The organism is Mycobacterium sp. BK086 (assembly GCA_004362315.1).
GTDB lineage: Bacteria > Actinomycetota > Actinomycetes > Mycobacteriales > Mycobacteriaceae > Mycobacterium.
In genome coordinates this window covers 1,529,047-1,544,241 of the sequence record SNWL01000003.1, presented here as the reverse complement: position 1 = coordinate 1,544,241, position 15,195 = coordinate 1,529,047, and the positions used below count along the sequence as shown (strand labels likewise).

General features: G+C 64.7%; 13 protein-coding genes, 1 tRNA gene and 1 pseudogene. 9 read left to right on the top strand and 6 right to left on the bottom strand.

All coding sequences use genetic code 11. The features are described from left to right. Positions 1-11 precede the first annotated feature (11 nt). The gene (locus EV580_RS07680) at positions 12-923 is read left to right on the top strand and encodes a ribonuclease Z (RefSeq protein WP_133690450.1); all 912 of its coding nucleotides are present in this window, start codon (positions 12-14) and stop codon (positions 921-923) included. Here the strand turns inward: EV580_RS07680 and EV580_RS07675 are convergent. After that, positions 920-1,561, bottom strand: coding sequence for a hypothetical protein (locus tag EV580_RS07675; RefSeq protein ID WP_133690449.1), 642 nt, complete (start codon positions 1,559-1,561; stop codon positions 920-922). The two genes, EV580_RS07680 and EV580_RS07675, sit on opposite strands and share 4 nt — an antisense overlap. Before the next feature lie 137 nt (positions 1,562-1,698). Here EV580_RS07675 and EV580_RS07670 point away from each other — a divergent pair. The 4 genes from EV580_RS07670 to EV580_RS07655 all read left to right on the top strand — a co-directional run bounded on the left by EV580_RS07670 (position 1,699) and on the right by EV580_RS07655 (position 3,432). Continuing rightward, a tRNA-Met gene (locus tag EV580_RS07670) sits at positions 1,699-1,772 on the top strand. A gap of 240 nt (positions 1,773-2,012) precedes the next feature. After that, the gene (locus EV580_RS07665) at positions 2,013-2,333 is read left to right on the top strand and encodes an ArsR/SmtB family transcription factor (RefSeq protein WP_133690448.1); all 321 of its coding nucleotides are present in this window, start codon (positions 2,013-2,015) and stop codon (positions 2,331-2,333) included. Further along, a complete protein-coding gene (locus tag EV580_RS07660) occupies positions 2,330-2,809 on the top strand; it encodes an SRPBCC family protein (protein ID WP_133690447.1) in 480 nt (159 codons plus the stop codon). The genes EV580_RS07665 and EV580_RS07660 overlap by 4 nt, the downstream gene beginning before the upstream one ends. Then, a complete protein-coding gene (locus EV580_RS07655; protein WP_133690446.1) occupies positions 2,806-3,432 on the top strand; it encodes a maleylpyruvate isomerase family mycothiol-dependent enzyme in 627 nt (208 codons plus the stop codon). Before EV580_RS07660 ends, EV580_RS07655 begins: the two co-directional genes overlap by 4 nt. A gap of 134 nt (positions 3,433-3,566) precedes the next feature. Here the strand turns inward: EV580_RS07655 and EV580_RS07650 are convergent, their stop codons facing one another. The 3 genes from EV580_RS07650 to EV580_RS07640 are packed head-to-tail and all read right to left on the bottom strand — an operon-like array spanning position 3,567 to position 7,431. Then, complete coding sequence (locus EV580_RS07650) at positions 3,567-4,805, bottom strand: MFS transporter (RefSeq protein ID WP_133690445.1); 1,239 nt, start codon at positions 4,803-4,805, stop codon at positions 3,567-3,569. Beyond that, positions 4,802-6,064, bottom strand: coding sequence for an MFS transporter (locus EV580_RS07645; RefSeq protein WP_133690444.1), 1,263 nt, complete (start codon positions 6,062-6,064; stop codon positions 4,802-4,804). The genes EV580_RS07650 and EV580_RS07645 overlap by 4 nt, the downstream gene beginning before the upstream one ends. A gap of 2 nt (positions 6,065-6,066) precedes the next feature. Next, on the bottom strand, positions 6,067-7,431 hold the full coding sequence (locus EV580_RS07640) for an MBL fold metallo-hydrolase (RefSeq protein WP_286171491.1): 1,365 nt from the start codon (positions 7,429-7,431) through the stop codon (positions 6,067-6,069). Positions 7,432-7,509: 78 nt separating this feature from the next. Here EV580_RS07640 and EV580_RS07635 point away from each other — a divergent pair, with 78 nt between their 5' ends. Further along, a complete protein-coding gene (locus EV580_RS07635) occupies positions 7,510-8,169 on the top strand; it encodes an ArsR/SmtB family transcription factor (protein WP_133690442.1) in 660 nt (219 codons plus the stop codon). A gap of 57 nt (positions 8,170-8,226) precedes the next feature. Here the strand turns inward: EV580_RS07635 and EV580_RS07630 are convergent, their stop codons facing one another. Continuing rightward, positions 8,227-8,586: an Rv2640c family ArsR-like transcriptional regulator gene (locus EV580_RS07630; RefSeq protein ID WP_133690441.1), complete on the bottom strand. Its 360-nt coding sequence runs from the start codon at positions 8,584-8,586 to the stop codon at positions 8,227-8,229. 96 nt (positions 8,587-8,682) lie between these two features. Between EV580_RS07630 and EV580_RS07625 the strand changes: the two genes are divergently transcribed. From EV580_RS07625 to EV580_RS07610, 3 genes and pseudogenes are all read left to right on the top strand, one after another. Continuing rightward, the gene (locus EV580_RS07625) at positions 8,683-9,159 is read left to right on the top strand and encodes an ArsI/CadI family heavy metal resistance metalloenzyme (RefSeq protein WP_133690440.1); all 477 of its coding nucleotides are present in this window, start codon (positions 8,683-8,685) and stop codon (positions 9,157-9,159) included. Further along, positions 9,159-10,692, top strand: a pseudogene (gene arsB / locus EV580_RS07620) (ACR3 family arsenite efflux transporter). Before EV580_RS07625 ends, arsB begins: the two are co-directional and overlap by 1 nt. 234 nt (positions 10,693-10,926) lie before the next feature. After that, on the top strand, positions 10,927-13,776 hold the full coding sequence (locus EV580_RS07610) for an ATP-binding protein (protein WP_133690437.1): 2,850 nt from the start codon (positions 10,927-10,929) through the stop codon (positions 13,774-13,776). Positions 13,777-13,789: 13 nt separating this feature from the next. On the opposite strand, the gene EV580_RS07605 is transcribed toward EV580_RS07610, so the two are convergent. Continuing rightward, entirely contained in the window at positions 13,790-15,193 is a 1,404-nt protein-coding gene (locus EV580_RS07605; RefSeq protein ID WP_133690436.1) for an NADP-dependent succinic semialdehyde dehydrogenase, read from the bottom strand. Positions 15,194-15,195 lie beyond the last annotated feature (2 nt).

Genomic DNA, 15,195 nt, shown 5'->3' with positions numbered 1-15,195 from the left:
CGGGTGCCGGCATGCGTGAGTTGGTTGTGCTCGGCACCGCAAGCCAGGTGCCGACGCGCTACCGCAACCACAACGGCTATCTGCTGCGCTGGGATGACGACGGGCTGCTCTTCGATCCCGGCGAGGGAACCCAGCGGCAGATGACGCTGGCCGGTGTCGCCAGCAGTGCGGTAAACCGGCTGTGCCTCACGCACTTTCACGGCGATCACTGCTTGGGCGTGCCGGGGATCATTCAGCGCGCATCACTGGATCGGGTGAGTCATCCTCTTGTCGCTCACTTTCCGGCCTCCGGCCAGGAGTACTTCGCCCGGCTGCGGCACGCGTCGATCTTCTGGGACAACGTCGACGTGCGGGAGGAGCCGATCTCAGCCTCTGGCGTAGTTGCGGCCGGGGCGTTCGGTGTGCTGGAGGCGCGGGCGCTGGAGCATTCGACCGATGTGTTCGGCTACCGGTTGCTCGAGCCGGACGGCCGGCGCTTCATCCCGGAGTTGTTGTCCCGCTTCGGGATCAGTGGGCCTTCTGTGGGTGAGCTCGATCGGGCCGGCGTGCTCAGGGTGGGGGAGCAGGTCGTTGACGTCGAGCAGGTCAGTGAGTTGCGCCGCGGCCAGCGGTTCGCGTTCGTGATGGACACCCGGTTGTGCGACGGCGTGTACGAATTGGCCGACGGCGCCGACATGTTGGTGATCGAGGCGACGTTCCTGGCCGAGGATGAAGACCTGGCGCATCAGTACGGGCATCTGACGGCTCGCCAGGCGGCTCAGGTGGCGGCTGACTGCGGGGTGCGCACGCTGGTGCTGACGCACTTCTCACAGCGGTACGTCGATGCGGCCGGGCGGTACTTGGATGAGGCCGCCGCGGTGTTCTCCGGCGACATCGTGGTGGCCGAGGATCTGATGCGCGTGCCGGTGCCTGCGCGGCGCTAGGGCGTGGGCTGTCCGACGCGCAGGGCGATGGCCTGTTTCTGCCCGACGTTGGTGACGAAGTTGGCGTCCGCGGGCTGGCCGGGCAGGCCGTCGAATTCGACCCTTGCCAGTGTGGAGCCCTCGGTGAACAGCAGCACCGTCACCGACTTGGTGCCGTCGGGGGAGTTGCCCGAGACGACGGTGCCGCCGGTGCCCACGATCGAGGGCTGCGCCGGACCGGGATTCACCGACTTGGCCAGGCCGGCCTGCGCCTCGGCGAGGGCTGACGGTCCGGCCGCCGGGTTGTCCAGCGCCACGATCAGGATGCTGATCGCCTTGGTCTGCTCCTGATTCACAATGAGAACCTCGGCGCCGGGGCGGCTGTCGGGGTTGGGGGTCGCGGGCTCGGCGATGTAGGCGTCGCCGGTCGTGGAGACGTCGCGGGCTTGCAGCAGGAGTCGGGTGTAGTCGACGGGGGCGGCGGCCGGCTTGGTGCTCGTGGTCGTCGTGGCGGGTACGGACACTCCGGGCAGCGCGGGGATCGACGCGGCGGGTTTGCCTGTGTTGACGCCGGATTCGTTGTCGCAGGCGGTCGCCCCGAGGGCGACGGCGGCGATCATCCCGATCGCGGCGATGCGGGTGGCGTGTTGTCGTTTCATCTCCAACGAGCCTGTCGACTTCGGCCGCCAGACGCAAGTAAATAGCCGTGAGTTTCGCCGCACAACGGGTGTGATTGTGGCGTTGAGCTGCCGATTTGGATGCGCTGCTCGACGACCGGTAACGTTGCGTTCACCGACGCGGGGTGGAGCAGCTCGGTAGCTCGCTGGGCTCATAACCCAGAGGTCGCAGGTTCGAATCCTGTCCCCGCTACTAGCGGAAACGGCCCCCGGAGAATCCTCCGGGGGCCGTTTTCTATCCCGATGGGAACTTTCGCAAAGCTAACGAGTTGCCTGGACGCCTTGGCTCTATGCGCCGACGCCAGGTGGGGTGGGCAGGTATCCCGCGCGGAAACCACGCGCCGACAGTCATTGAACCTCTTCGGCACCTACACGACGGTCGAAGACGCGGGTCTTGCGCTAGTCGCCATCGGTAAGTCTATACTTACCGTTAGTGTTGACTTACGATACTGACGACCCGTGGGCGGCCCTGGCGGACGGCACTCGGCGGGCGATCTTCAAGCGCCTCGCCGACGGCCCGTTGGCGGTCGGCGAGCTGGCCGACGGTCTGCCGGTGAGCAGACCGGCGGTTTCGCAACACCTGAAAATATTGAAATGCGCTGGGCTGGTGCGGGACCGGGCTGTAGGCACCCGGCGGGTTTACCACGTTGATCCCAAGGGTGTCGAGGCGTTGCGGGCTGAGCTCGATGTGTTCTGGGATAAGGCTTTAGACGCCTTCAAGTTGATAGTCGAGGAAGATGGGCGGAGCGGATGACGTCAACAGCGAAGCCAATACGGAAGACGGTTGTTGTGCGTGCCGGTGTTGACCGGGCGTTCGCGTTGTTCGTCGATCGATTCGACGCCATCAAACCGCGCGAGCACAACCTGCTGTCCGTACCCATTGCCGAGACAGTGTTCGAGCCGCGCGTCGGCGGCCACATCTACGACCGCGGTGTGGACGGCAGTCGGTGCGAATGGGCGCGTGTCCTCGTCTACGAACCGCCGTCACGCGTGGTGTTCTCCTGGGACATCGGGCCGACCTGGCAGCTCGAATCTGATCCGGCTAGGGCGAGCGAGGTCGAGGTGCGGTTCGTCGCGGAATCCGACACGACCACCCGCGTCGAATTGGAGCATCGCCATCTGGAACGTCACGGGAGCGGTTGGGAAAGTGTTGTCGACGGGGTTGATGGCGACGCCGGCTGGCCGCTGTACCTGCGGCGCTACGAGGATGTCGTCGAGGCCTCACGATGACGGCAAGCGAGAAGTCCTTGATGGACTTGGCTTTCGACGAGCGTTCCGACCTTGCAGCGTTTCTTCGCACCTTGGCGCCGGGGGATTGGCGGGCGCCCAGCCTCTGTGAGCGCTGGACGGTGAAAGATGTTGTCGCCCATATTATCAGCTACGACGAGCTCGGTTTCTTGGGTCTTGTCAAGCGCTTCGCCAAGGGGCGGATCATTCGCGCCAATGACGTGGGAGTGGAGGAGTTCGCGGCGATGTCACCGGAGGATCTGCTGGCCTGTCTGGGCGCTCACCTTCGCCCCAAGGGGCTGACGGCGGGCTTCGGCGGGATGATCGGCCTGGTGGACGGATTGATTCACCATCAGGACATCCGGCGTGCGCTCTCCCGTCCGCGGACCGTTCCGATAGAGCGACTCGAACGTGTCTTGCCACTCGTGCCCGGGAACCCACGGTTGGGAGCGGGACGGCGAATCAAGGGGCTGAGGCTGGAAGCAACCGATGTCACCTGGCAGCACGGCGCCGGTCCAGAAATTGTGGGCACCGGCGAAGCGCTTCTGATGGCGATGACCGGTCGTCGCGCGGCTCTTGACGAACTCAGTGGCCCGGGGGTTGCACGCCTGGCGGAACGAATGTGATTGGCGCCCTGCTGCGTTAGGCGGGATGTTTCTGCGCGACGAGGCGTCCCGCCGGACTCGGCCGCTACACTCGATGCACTCGCCGCCATCGGGGTGCTGGCCGGTATGCGCTAAGGCCGGGCGAGACTCACGGGCTATTCGGTGCGGCGTTCCCTGGCCGCTACGAGTGCCGGGACGATGACCACCGCGAGACCAGCCCCGGTGAGCGCCAGGACGCCGTAACTAGCCTGAGCCATCACGAGTCCCGAGCCGAGTCCGCCTGCAGCACCAGCGATCGCGATGAAGAGATCAGCTGCGCCTTGAACTTTCGCGCGCCGGTCGACCGGGGCGTTGTCGGTGATCGTCGTGGTCCCCGAGACCAGCCCGAGGCTCCAGCCGAAGCCGAGTAGGCCGAGGGCTACCGCGAGCCCGACGATCGATTCGGCTGGCACAAGGCTGGCAGTGAGGCCCGCCGCAGCCAGGACGACCGCGGCAAGCATGCCGACCTTGGCCGGCCCCATCCGGTCGACGAGTATCCCCGACAGCGGTGAGGGCAGGTACATCGACGCGATGTGAACCGAAATGACAAGTCCTGCGGCGTCGAGACTGTGGTGATGGGCCTGCATGTGCACCGGCGTCATGGTCATGATCGCCACCATCACGAACTGGGTGAGCACCATAACGGTGGTGCCCGCCAACACCGCCCGTCTCCCGAGGTGGGCCGGCCGGTCGAGATCGCCGCTCTCGCCGTACTCGTCGACGCTGATCTCCGCCGCAAGTATCAGGGGATCGGGGCGCAAGAACATCACGATCACCACGGCGGCGCAGCCGTACGCCAGGGCTGCGAGGAGGAAAGGGCCGGCCAAGCGGGGTATGCCGACGGTGTTGGCCATGTTGCCCAGCGTGCCAACGAGATTCGGCCCAACGACGGCACCCACGGTGGTGGCCACCAACACCGTACTGATGGCTCTGGCCCGATGGTCAGGATGGGCGAGATCAGCCCCGGCGTACCGGGCCTGCAGATTGGTGGCGGTACCGGCGCCGTAGATCAGAAGAGCGGCGAACAGCAGCGCCACGTTGTCGAACACCGCCGCTACGACGACGCCGACACTTCCGACGGCGCCCGTCGCATAGCCGGCCGCCAAACCGGGACGCCGACCGATGCGCTGAGACACATTCCCGACGCCGACGGAGGCCGCGGCAGATCCTATGGTGAACAACGCGCTTGGCAGACCGGCCAGGCCGGTCGAACCCAACATGTCTTGGGCCAACAGCGCCCCGACAGTGACACCTGCGGCCAGACCCGCACCGGAGAAAACCTGCGCGACAACGAGAACCCACAACGACCGCCGTTGAACGGCAACGATAGTGGGGTCGTCGACAGTCCGAGTCATGGGGCACCTTGGGGCCGGTAGTCGCTGATCCAGTATGCGGCCAACAGTCCGGATGCCGCGGTGAGAACCGCGGCGGCGGCGACCGCGGCGTTCAACCCCATAGCATCGGCGATGACACCGGCGACCAGGGCGCCGATCGCATAGCCGGCATCGCGCCAGAACCGGTAGGTACCAAGGGCATTGGGGCGCCAGCTGGGGTGGGCGTGATCGGAGACGACTGCGATCAGTGCGGGGTACACCATGGCGGTGCCGATACCGAGGGCAATCGCCGAAAGAATTCCGGCCAGCAAAGGCCAGTGCAGCAGAACGAGCGCGATCACGAATCCGGCTGCCTGCACCAACATTCCACTGACAATGAGCGGCTTGCGGCCGATGCGATCAGCCAAATGGCCGGTGGGGATCTGGATAAGGCCCCACAGCAGCGGGTAGAGACCCTTGATAAGGCCGACGGCGGCCAACCCGAGTCCGTGATCGGTGAACAACAGCGGAAACACGCCCCAGGTGAGGCCGTCGTTGAGATTGTTGACCAAGCCTGCCTGGCTGGCACCACGGAGACTTCGGTTGGTCCACGTGGTCCGCACGAAGGTCGCCGCCAACCGATGGTCAGTAGCTGCCTGTGGTTTCGGGTGCTGCGCCAATTCCAAGGCGACGTGTTGGGCGGTATCGCGCACCACCAACGACAAACCAAGTCCGGCAACGACAAAAACCACGCCGATCAGCTCGGGCGCAGGACGCAGTCCGTACACGGTGGCCAGATACCCGGTGAGCAGCGCCGTGGCGCCGACCGCGACGTATCCCGCCGCCTCGTTGAGCCCAGTGGCCAAACCGCGCCGGGCCGGACCGACCAGATCGATCTTCATGTTGACCGTCATCGACCATGCCAGCCCCTGATTCAAACCCAGGAGAACGTTCGCTGCCACAATCCACCCCCATGTCGGGGCCCACGCCAGAAGAAACGGCACAGGAATCCCGACCACCCAGCCTGCCAACAGCAGTTGCTTGCGCCGGAATCGGGCGGTGAGCGCCCCGGCGGCCAGATTCGTCAAGGCCTTCGTCACACCGAAGGCGATGATGAATGAGAACACGGCCAGGTCGTCGGCCAACCCGAACACCTGCGCGCCGATGAGCGGCACGGTGGTGCGCTCCAGGCCCACCAGCCCACCAACGCAGACGTTGACGATGACCAAAAAGATGAATTGCCAGAGATTTTCCCGCAGACCCAGCCGGACTGCCGGGTAGCGCGTCGACTCAGCCGGCACCGTCAGCAGCCGGTCTTGATGGCGCGGCCATGCGTCTCTGCATAGTCAGATGGTCCGCCGTCGAGCACTGCAAGATCCTGCACGCCGTGCCGCTGTAAGACACTGGCCGCCGTCATGGCTCGTTCGCCATGTCCGCACGCGATGACCGCACCGTCAGGTACCGCAGAACTGTGATCGCCCAGCGCGCCGAGTTCGATGTGCAGCGCGCCGTCGACATGTCCCGCTGCGAACTCCGCATCCTGGCGCACGTCCAGGTACGTCGATTCTGGCAACGTCTCGGCGCGGGCAAACGTCAGATGCTCCTCTGGCCGATCCTCTGCCCGCCAGGCGGCCATTCCACCCGCAAGCTGCCCCACCAACTGTTCGTGGCCGATTTTCATTGCCTGCCAGACAATTTCGCCCACGGATTGGTCCTCATCGAGGACGAATACCAGGGGAGTGGAGGCTGGGACCAGCCAGCCCAGCCACGTCGCGAACTGTCCACGCAGCGGGATGGACAAAGCGCCAGGCACGTGACCCTTCGCGAACGCCGCAGCCGCCCGGACGTCGACGACACAGCCGCCATTGACAAGGACATCGTCGATGTCCTTGGGCGTCAGCGCGGGCAAGAAGGGCTCACCGGTCAGGACCCCGGGGCCGCGGCGATTGATCTCACCGAGACGGCGGAAGTAGTCAGGGTAGGTGCCGAGGCTCGCCAGGAGTTGGTGCGCGAATGTGTCTTCATCTGGGGCGCTCATCAACGGATTGGTGGCCTTCTCGGCTCCGATGGTGCTGATTCGGTCGGCGCCGGGCGGCGCCGAGCAGAACGACCCTGCACCGTGGGTCGGCCAGACCGCGACGTCGTCAGGCAGTGTCGCGAGCCGGTGCAGCGAATGAAACTGCGCTCGCGCGAGTTCGGCGGCGCGCTCCGGCCCGAGCAGGTCGGTGCGTGCCGCCGAACCGACGATCAAGGATCCACCGGTGAAGACGCCGACCTGTCGATCGCCGTCGAGGAGCAGGAACGACACATGCTCGTCGGTGTGGCCCGGTGTCGACAACGTCCGTAGCCGCAACCCGCCGAGATCTGTTTCATCGTTGTCGCGCAGCCCGACGTGATCGAACAGCCGGTTGCCCGCAGCGGAGGCCAGGATCGTTGCACCAGCGTCACGATGCAGTTGCACTGCGCCAGAAAGGAAATCAGCGTGCAGGTGCGTGTCTGCCGCAAACGCGACCGACAATCCGCGACACTGGGCCGCCGCGCGCAGAGCCCGCAGATCCCGGCTGGCGTCCACCGCCAATGCCCGTCCGTCGCCCAGATCGACCAGGTAGGCGCTGTTGCCCAGCCCTTCGTCCACGATCGGAATCACGTGGTCATCGGTGAAGCTCACGGGTGTCTCCGTTTCGTCGACTCGCCCAGTCCGTACATTGTGTACCATATTCCATGGAAATATGGAGAAAGGTCAACTATGGAGCGTTCACCTGCGAAGACGCGACTTTACGAGGCGTTCGCCGCCAGTGGTAAGGCGCTCGCGCACGCCAGCAGGCTGGAGTTGCTCGACCTGCTCGGCCAGGGCGAGCGCAGCGTCGATGCGTTGGCCAAGACTGCCGGCCTGAATCTCACCACCGCTTCGGCGCATTTGCAGACCCTCAAGCAGGCTGGCTTCGTCGACACCCGGCGCGACGGCACGAAGGTGTTCTATCGGCTCGCCGGTGCCGATGTGGCCCAGCTGTTCGCGCTGTTACGCCGAGTCGCCGAGAGCCATCAGCCAACCGTCCGTCCGGCTCGCGAGGCCTACCTCGGGCCCTCAAACGAGCAGCCGACGATCGGCCGCGACCACATCACCGCTGACGGTGATGTGGTGTTGCTCGACGTCCGTCCGGTCGAGGAGTATCTCGCCGGCCATATCCCCGGCGCGATATCGATCCCAGTCGATGAGCTCGCCGAACGAATCACCGACCTCCCCGATGACAGCGACATCGTCGTGTACTGCCGAGGCGAGTACTGCGTCTTCGCCTACGACGCGGTGCGGCTCCTGAATCAGAACGGCAGACGCGCAATTCGTCTCAACGACGGCATGCTCGAATGGCGACTTGCGGGCTTGCCGGTAACCGCTGGAATTGAGTAGTGCCCCAAAAAGCATGGGAGGCAGCGGTACTGAGCGGGAAAGCTCCACACTTCCCGCTCAGCGACAGCACTTCGGGTCGAGCACCGCGCACAGTGCTCCAAGCGCATCGGGGGCGGGGCGGTGAAAAACGTTCATTCCGCGGCGATCTGACACGACGAAGCCGGCTCGGCGCAACTGCGCCAAGTGATGGCTGACCGTCGATTCGCCCAAGCCGAGGGCTGCTGAGAGGTCGCCGCTGTTCTCTTCGCCTGCCGATGAACTGAACAGCATCGACATGATCCGCACCCGCATCGGATCGGCCAGCGCCTTGAGGCGGAGCGCCACTTCGAGAGCGTCGTCATCGCTCATCGGGCCGGAGGCGACCGGAGCGCAGCAGACCGGATTCGACATGTCGATGGTGGGCAGCGTCTTGGGCACGGTCCCAGTCTGCCACTAGATTGACATTTATCAAAAAGGTGGCATTCTGGCGTACGCCGAAAGTTCGACATAAGTCGCACAGGTACGGAGGTTCCCATGTCCCGCATGCAGCTCGCCCTCAACGTCGACGACCTTGATGAAGCGATCACGTTCTACTCGAAACTGTTCAACACCACCCCCGCGAAGGTGAAACCGGGCTACGCCAACTTCGCAGTCGTCGAGCCGCCCTTGAAGCTCGTCTTGCTGGAAAATCCCGGCAAGGGCGGCACGATCAACCACCTCGGTGTGGAAGTTGAGTCCAGCGACACCGTGCACGCTGAGATCGCGCGACTCGCGGGTGAGGGACTGTTCACCGAAGAGGAAATGAACACCACCTGCTGCTTCGCCACGCAGGACAAGGTGTGGGTGACCGGGCCTGCCGGTGAGAAGTGGGAGGTCTACACGGTGCTGTCGGACTCCGAGACCTTCGGCACCAGCCCGCAGCACCTCGACGGCGACCGCGACAACGACAACGGTGTGTGCTGTGGAGGGACGGCCGCCGCCGACGCCGCGCCCGCGAACTCCTGCTGTTGATGTCAGAGACGACCGCGCCCGGCGACGAACACGTCGCGGTGGTGGGCAAGCTGTCCACCCTGGACCGGTTCCTTCCGGTCTGGATCGGCGTCGCCATGGCCGCCGGTCTACTCCTGGGGCGATGGGTGCCGGGCCTCAGCACGGCACTCGACCGTGTCCAAGTCGACGGGATCTCGCTGCCCATCGCTCTGGGACTGCTGATCATGATGTACCCGGTGCTGGCCAAAGTCCGTTACGACCGACTGGACACCGTCACCGGAGATCGCAAGTTGCTCCTGAGTTCGTTGGTGCTCAACTGGGTCCTGGGTCCGGCGCTGATGTTCGCGCTCGCGTGGCTTCTCCTGCCCGACTTGCCCGAATACCGAACCGGCTTGATCATCGTCGGCCTCGCGCGTTGCATCGCCATGGTCATCATCTGGAACGACCTCGCCTGCGGTGACCGCGAAGCAGCTGCCGTGCTGGTCGCACTGAACTCGATCTTCCAGGTCGTCATGTTCGCCGTGCTGGGCTGGTTCTATCTGTCCGTCCTGCCTGGTTGGCTGGGTCTGGCACAGACCACCATCAGCACGTCCCCGTGGCAGATCGCCAAATCGGTGCTGATCTTCCTGGGCATTCCGCTTGTCGCGGGCTATTTTTCGCGACGGATCGGCGAACGAGCCAAAGGCCGGCAGTGGTACGAGTCGAGCTTCCTGCCCAAGATCGGTCCGTGGGCGCTCTACGGTCTACTGTTCACGATCGTCATACTGTTCGCGCTCCAGGGGCACCAAATCACCAGCCGCCCAACCGATGTCATTCGCATTGCCGTTCCGCTGCTGGCGTACTTTGCCATCATGTGGGGCGGCGGATACGTGCTGGGCGCGGCTCTCGGCCTCGGCTACCAACGCACCACGACTCTCGCCTTCACCGCCGCGGGTAACAACTTCGAACTCGCCATCGCCGTCGCCATCGCGACCTACGGCGCAACCTCCGGACAAGCTCTGGCCGGAGTTGTCGGCCCGCTCATCGAAGTCCCCGTTCTCGTTGCCCTGGTCTACGTGTCACTTTTTCTCCGCAAGCGATTCCCCGACATCCACACCCGCACAACGCAGGAGCTCTCGCGCGATGACTGACACGAAACCCGCAGTTCTGTTTCTGTGCACCCACAACGCCGGCCGGTCGCAGATGGCCATGGGATTTTTCAAACATCTCGCCGGTGACCGCGCCACCGTCTACTCGGGCGGCTCCGAACCCGCCAGTGAAGTCAACCCAGCCGCCGTCGCCGCGATGGCCGAAAAGGGCATCGATATCGAGGGAGAACAACCGCGCCGCTGGACCATGGACGACGTCGACGCCGTCCACGTCGTCGTCACCATGGGGTGCGGCGACGAGTGTCCCTACATCCCCGGTAAGCGTTACGAGAACTGGGAACTCGCCGACCCGGCGGGCCAGTCCGTCGATGCTGTTCGACCGATTCGAGACGACATCGAAGGCCGCGTGCGGGGACTGCTCGCCGAACTTGGTATCAATCTCGAGGTGCGGGGCAGCGCGGGCTGATCAAGGACGCTCCTGGAACCTTGCCGGGAATTAGCCGACCCGGACGCTCACGGCGCGGCGTTGGCAGGTGCCACGTCGGTGAAGTTGCGGTCGAATTCAGTCAGTTATTCACTAGGCATGGGGTCCTCTCATTTAAGTTGCTGTATGGGCGAGCCCACTCCCAGATGATCGTCAGGAAACGTTCAGGCGCATCTCATCGGTGGGATAGCTGAGCGCGAACGCAGAGGTGTGCGCATGGCAGCCGTCAAACGCGACGAGGCGGCGCGGCGTGCCCTTGCCCGCATTGAGTTCCCCCTGCGAGGTCGGTCCGACGAACTCGCGGTGGTCGACGATGTCATCGCCCGTTTGAGGAATGGGATCGGTTCCTTCCTGCTGGTGGAAGGACCGCCCGGGATCGGGAAATCACGCTTCCTGTCTGAGGCGGCCGCAAAGGCGTTATCCGCCGACGTTCGCCCCCTCCTCGGCAAGGCGTTCGAGGATCAGCAGGCCGCACCGTTCGCGCTGCTCTTTGCCACGTTCCTCGGCGCTGAACCTCCGATCGGTGACGTCGAGGCGATGCGGCGGCTCAGCGCTGGTCCCGACAACCATTACTGGCTCGTCAGCGAAATGCACTCGGCCATCGCTTCCGCCGCGGCGCAGACGCCACTTCTGGTGCTTGTCGACGACCTCCACTGGGCAGACGCCGGCACGCTGATGGCTTTTCGAGCCCTCATGAGCGATCTGGCGTCCTCGCCGATCGCGTGGGTCATGACTTCGCGGTCCGGCGAGAAAGCTCCGATGGTGCAAGACGCCACCGAGGCGATGGTGACGGGATGGGGGTCCGACGCGTGGCGGATTCGTCTGGATGCGCTCGACGCGGACGCCGCCGCGGACATCGTGCGCGACGTGCTGAGTGCCGACCTCGACGACAATCTGTTGCGACTGACGTCCATGGCGCACGGCAACCCCTTCCTGTTATTGGAGCTCACACAGGGCCTCGAGGAAGAAGGCCGCGTCCGGGTCAACCGCGGCAGAGCGTCCACGGAGGGGGAGCGGGTGCCTAGGCGCCTCACCGACACCATGGTGCAGCGACTCGATCGGCTCTCGCCGGCTACCCGTCAGCTTGTTCACGTCGCGGCGGTACTACCGGATCATTTTTCGGCGGGCTTGCTGGGCCGGATGGTCAAGCGCCATCCGTCCAGCCTCATCGACTTCGTCGGGGAAGCGGTACGCGCCGATCTTCTCAGCGAGGCAGGCGACCGGTTGCGCTTCAAACACGACCTGGTGCGTCATGCCGCTCGCGATGCGGTTCCCGCTGCGGTGCGCCGGGCGCTCGAGCGCGAGTCGGTCGACGTTCTGCTCAGTGTCGGCGCAACGGCCGAGGAGGTCGCCCCGCAGTTGGCGCGCAGTGCCGACATCGGTGATGACAAAGCGGTCGCCATACTGCTGACGGCGGTGGAATCGTTGTCCAGGACCGATCCGTCACGGGCCGCGGACATGGGTTGTCATGCGATGAGGCTCATGCGCTCGGATGATCACGCGCGAAATAGCGTTGTCGCACAATCAATCTGGCTTCTGAACCGGGCTCAGCGTTACGGCGAGGCAAGGCGATTATTTGACGACTCCCTGGCCGCAGAGCTGCCCGACGAGTGGGAAGCATTGATCCGCCTGAGCATGTCCAAGCTGTCCGATCGCGTCGCAGGACAGCGAGCCGAAGAAAACGTGCAGTCGCTCGCTCTCACCGGCATCACACCCGAGACGCGTGCACAGCATCTGGGCTGGCTGGCCTACAACGTCATGATGGACGGTCAGACTGATCGTGCCCGCTCTGCGGCCATCGACGCACACAACGCGTCGTCCACCGACGCCAGTGTCAAGGTGCTGGCGTGCCTGGCGATGGCCAATGTGGAGTGTGCCAACGGCTTCGGATCGCAAAGCCTCGCGACCCTCGCGGACGTGCGTAGCCGGATCCGGGCCGGCGACGTCGGCACTGCCGTCACTCATCTCGCGAACTTCCATCACGCAAACGTCGCTCTGACGCTTGGGCGGTTGGAGGACGCGACAGAAGCAATCAACCGTGGTGTCGATGCGGCACGTCGAGGTGAAGACACCGTCATCGCACAGAATTTCGTGCATTTGACGGCGATGTGCGCGGTGATCCAAGGCAAGCTGGATGAGGCGCGCAGCGCGGTGGAGTCGCTGCCCGACGGTGTCCGATTCATGAACAACGGCGTGTCCGGCCTTATCCACGTTTTCGTGTTGTCCGAGTTGGCCGCCCGTACCGAAGACCGGAACTTGGCCAGGATCGCCGGCCTTGCCGCCGACTATCTGATGGACCGCGGCCCTGCCCGGCGCCGGGCCGCCTGCGGTGCGCAGGCTTTCATGGCGTGGCAGCAGGGCGACGCCGTGCGCGCCGCGGATGCCTTCGAGCGGGGAGGTGAGCTGCTGGGAACCCCGCTGCTCGCCCTGGATCTCGATCACACCGTGCTCGCGGCTCGGGTCGCCGCGGGTGCAAACGGGGGTCGATTGCACGAACTCGTGGCGTCGGCGATCCGGAATTTGGAGACTGACAGGGACATACCGCTCTTTGCCGCCGTGTCGATGCACGCCCGAGCGCTGCTCGATGACGACGCCGCCAGTCTCGGTGCTGCAGTGGACGCCTACGCCGGATGCGAGCGCCCATTGCTCCTCGCGGCCGCAGTCGAGGACCTCGGCGTGGCGCTCGCCAAGAACGGCGATGCTCAACGCGCCGCAGCTCACCTGTCCGACGCCTTCGACACGTTCAGCCATGCGCAGAGCACGGCGGACGCTCGTCGTGTCGCGCGTGCGTTGGCTGATTTGGGTGTGCATCGTCGGATCGTTCGCGTGCGGGAAAGCACCGGATGGGAAAGCCTGACCCGGATGGAATGGCGAGTCGTCGAGCTGGTCGCGGAAGGGGCGACCAACCGTGAGGTCGCAGAGTACCTGTCTCTGTCGCCGCATACCGTCAACACTCATCTGCGAAACATCTTCGCCAAGTTGAGGATTCGTTCGCGTGACAAACTGCGGCGGATTTTTCGGGCGACGGCGGGCGGAGACGACGCGGAGACGGCGCAGCTTCGCTGACCTGGATTGCGGGCTATCGGCTCGACGTCTCCGGGGATGCTGATTCGCCGACCCAAACCGTCTTGGCGTTCATGAATTCTTTCATTCCCACGTCGGCCAGTTCGCGGCCGTAGCCGCTGCGTTTGATGCCGCCGAAAGGAATCTCGGGATAGCTGGCTGTATGGCCGTTGATGAAGGCCATGCCTGATTGGATGTCACGGATGAATGTTTCACGCTCAGCTTCGTCCTCGCTCCAGAGATTTGAGCCGAGTCCGTACGGGTGCTCGTTGGCCAGATCTACTGCCTCGGCGAGTGAAGACACCGGAAACACCTGGGCGACCGGACCGAACACTTCCTCCCCGAACATTCGCATCTCGCGGGTCACGTCGGTAATCACAGTCGGCGGGTAGAACCACCCGGGCCGTTCGATTCTCTGCCCGCCGGTAAGCACGGTGGCTCCTTTGTCGACCGCGTCGTTCACGTACGCCTCGACGTCCTCTCGGCCCGCCTCGGTCGCCAGCGGGCCGATATCGGTTCCTGGCTCGATCGGATCGCCGACCACCAACGCTTTCATCTTCGTCACGAAGGCTGCGAGGAACGCGTCGTAGATGTCAGTGTGGATGAAGAAGCGTTTGGCATTCACGCAGGACTGGCCGTTGTTCAGCGTGCGTGCCCGGACGGCGACGTCGGCGGCTCGCTCGATGTCGGCCGACGGCATCACGATGAACGGGTCCGACCCGCCGAGTTCGAGGACCAATCTTTTGATTTCGTCGCCGGCGATCGCGGCCACCGACCGTCCCGCGGGTTCGCTGCCAGTCAAGGTGGCCGCCTTCACTCGGTCGTCGCGGAGCACCCGCTCGACTGTTCCGGAGGAAATGAGCAGGGTCTGGAACACATCCTCGGGGAAGCCGGCCTCGCGGAAGAGTTGCTCCATGTACAGCGCGGTCTGCGGCACGTTGGAGGCGTGCTTGAGCAGACCGACGTTGCCGGCGGTCAGGGCTGGCGCGGCGAATCGCATCGCCTGCCACAGAGGAAAATTCCACGGCATCACCGCCAGAATCACCCCGAGCGGTTGATAGGTGACGTACGTCAGTCGAGCGCCAACGGCACTGCCGGCGCGGCTGACATCACTTAGGAACACCGCTCCGTGTTCGGCATAGAACCGCAGCGCGGCAACACATTTGCCGACTTCATCTGCGGCCGACCGCAGTGTCTTGCCGATTTCGGTGGTGATCAGTTCACTGACCGTGCCGGCATCGCGTTCGAGCACATCGGCCGCCGAGTTCAACCAGTCGGCGCGTTGCGCGATTGTGGTGTGCCGATAGGAAGACGCCGCTGCGGCCGCTCGGGCAAGTTTGTCCTCGAGTTCCTCGGGCGAGAGTTCGTCGAACGCCTTGAGAACCTCGCCGCTAACGGGGCTGGTGGTCGCGATGGCCATTG

Excerpts from the sequence above, each read along its gene's own strand:
- EV580_RS07680 (WP_133690450.1), top strand. The coding sequence starts at position 12 with ATGCGTGAGTTGGTTGTGCTCGGCACCGCAAGCCAGGTGCCGACGCGC.
- EV580_RS07675 (WP_133690449.1), bottom strand. The coding sequence starts at position 1,561 with ATGAAACGACAACACGCCACCCGCATCGCCGCGATCGGGATGATCGCC.
- EV580_RS07660 (WP_133690447.1), top strand. The coding sequence starts at position 2,330 with ATGACGTCAACAGCGAAGCCAATACGGAAGACGGTTGTTGTGCGTGCC.
- EV580_RS07655 (WP_133690446.1), top strand. The coding sequence starts at position 2,806 with ATGACGGCAAGCGAGAAGTCCTTGATGGACTTGGCTTTCGACGAGCGT.
- EV580_RS07650 (WP_133690445.1), bottom strand. The coding sequence starts at position 4,805 with ATGACTCGGACTGTCGACGACCCCACTATCGTTGCCGTTCAACGGCGG.
- EV580_RS07635 (WP_133690442.1), top strand. The coding sequence starts at position 7,510 with ATGGAGCGTTCACCTGCGAAGACGCGACTTTACGAGGCGTTCGCCGCC.
- EV580_RS07625 (WP_133690440.1), top strand. The coding sequence starts at position 8,683 with ATGTCCCGCATGCAGCTCGCCCTCAACGTCGACGACCTTGATGAAGCG.
- EV580_RS07610 (WP_133690437.1), top strand. The coding sequence starts at position 10,927 with ATGGCAGCCGTCAAACGCGACGAGGCGGCGCGGCGTGCCCTTGCCCGC.
- EV580_RS07605 (WP_133690436.1), bottom strand. The coding sequence starts at position 15,193 with ATGGCCATCGCGACCACCAGCCCCGTTAGCGGCGAGGTTCTCAAGGCG.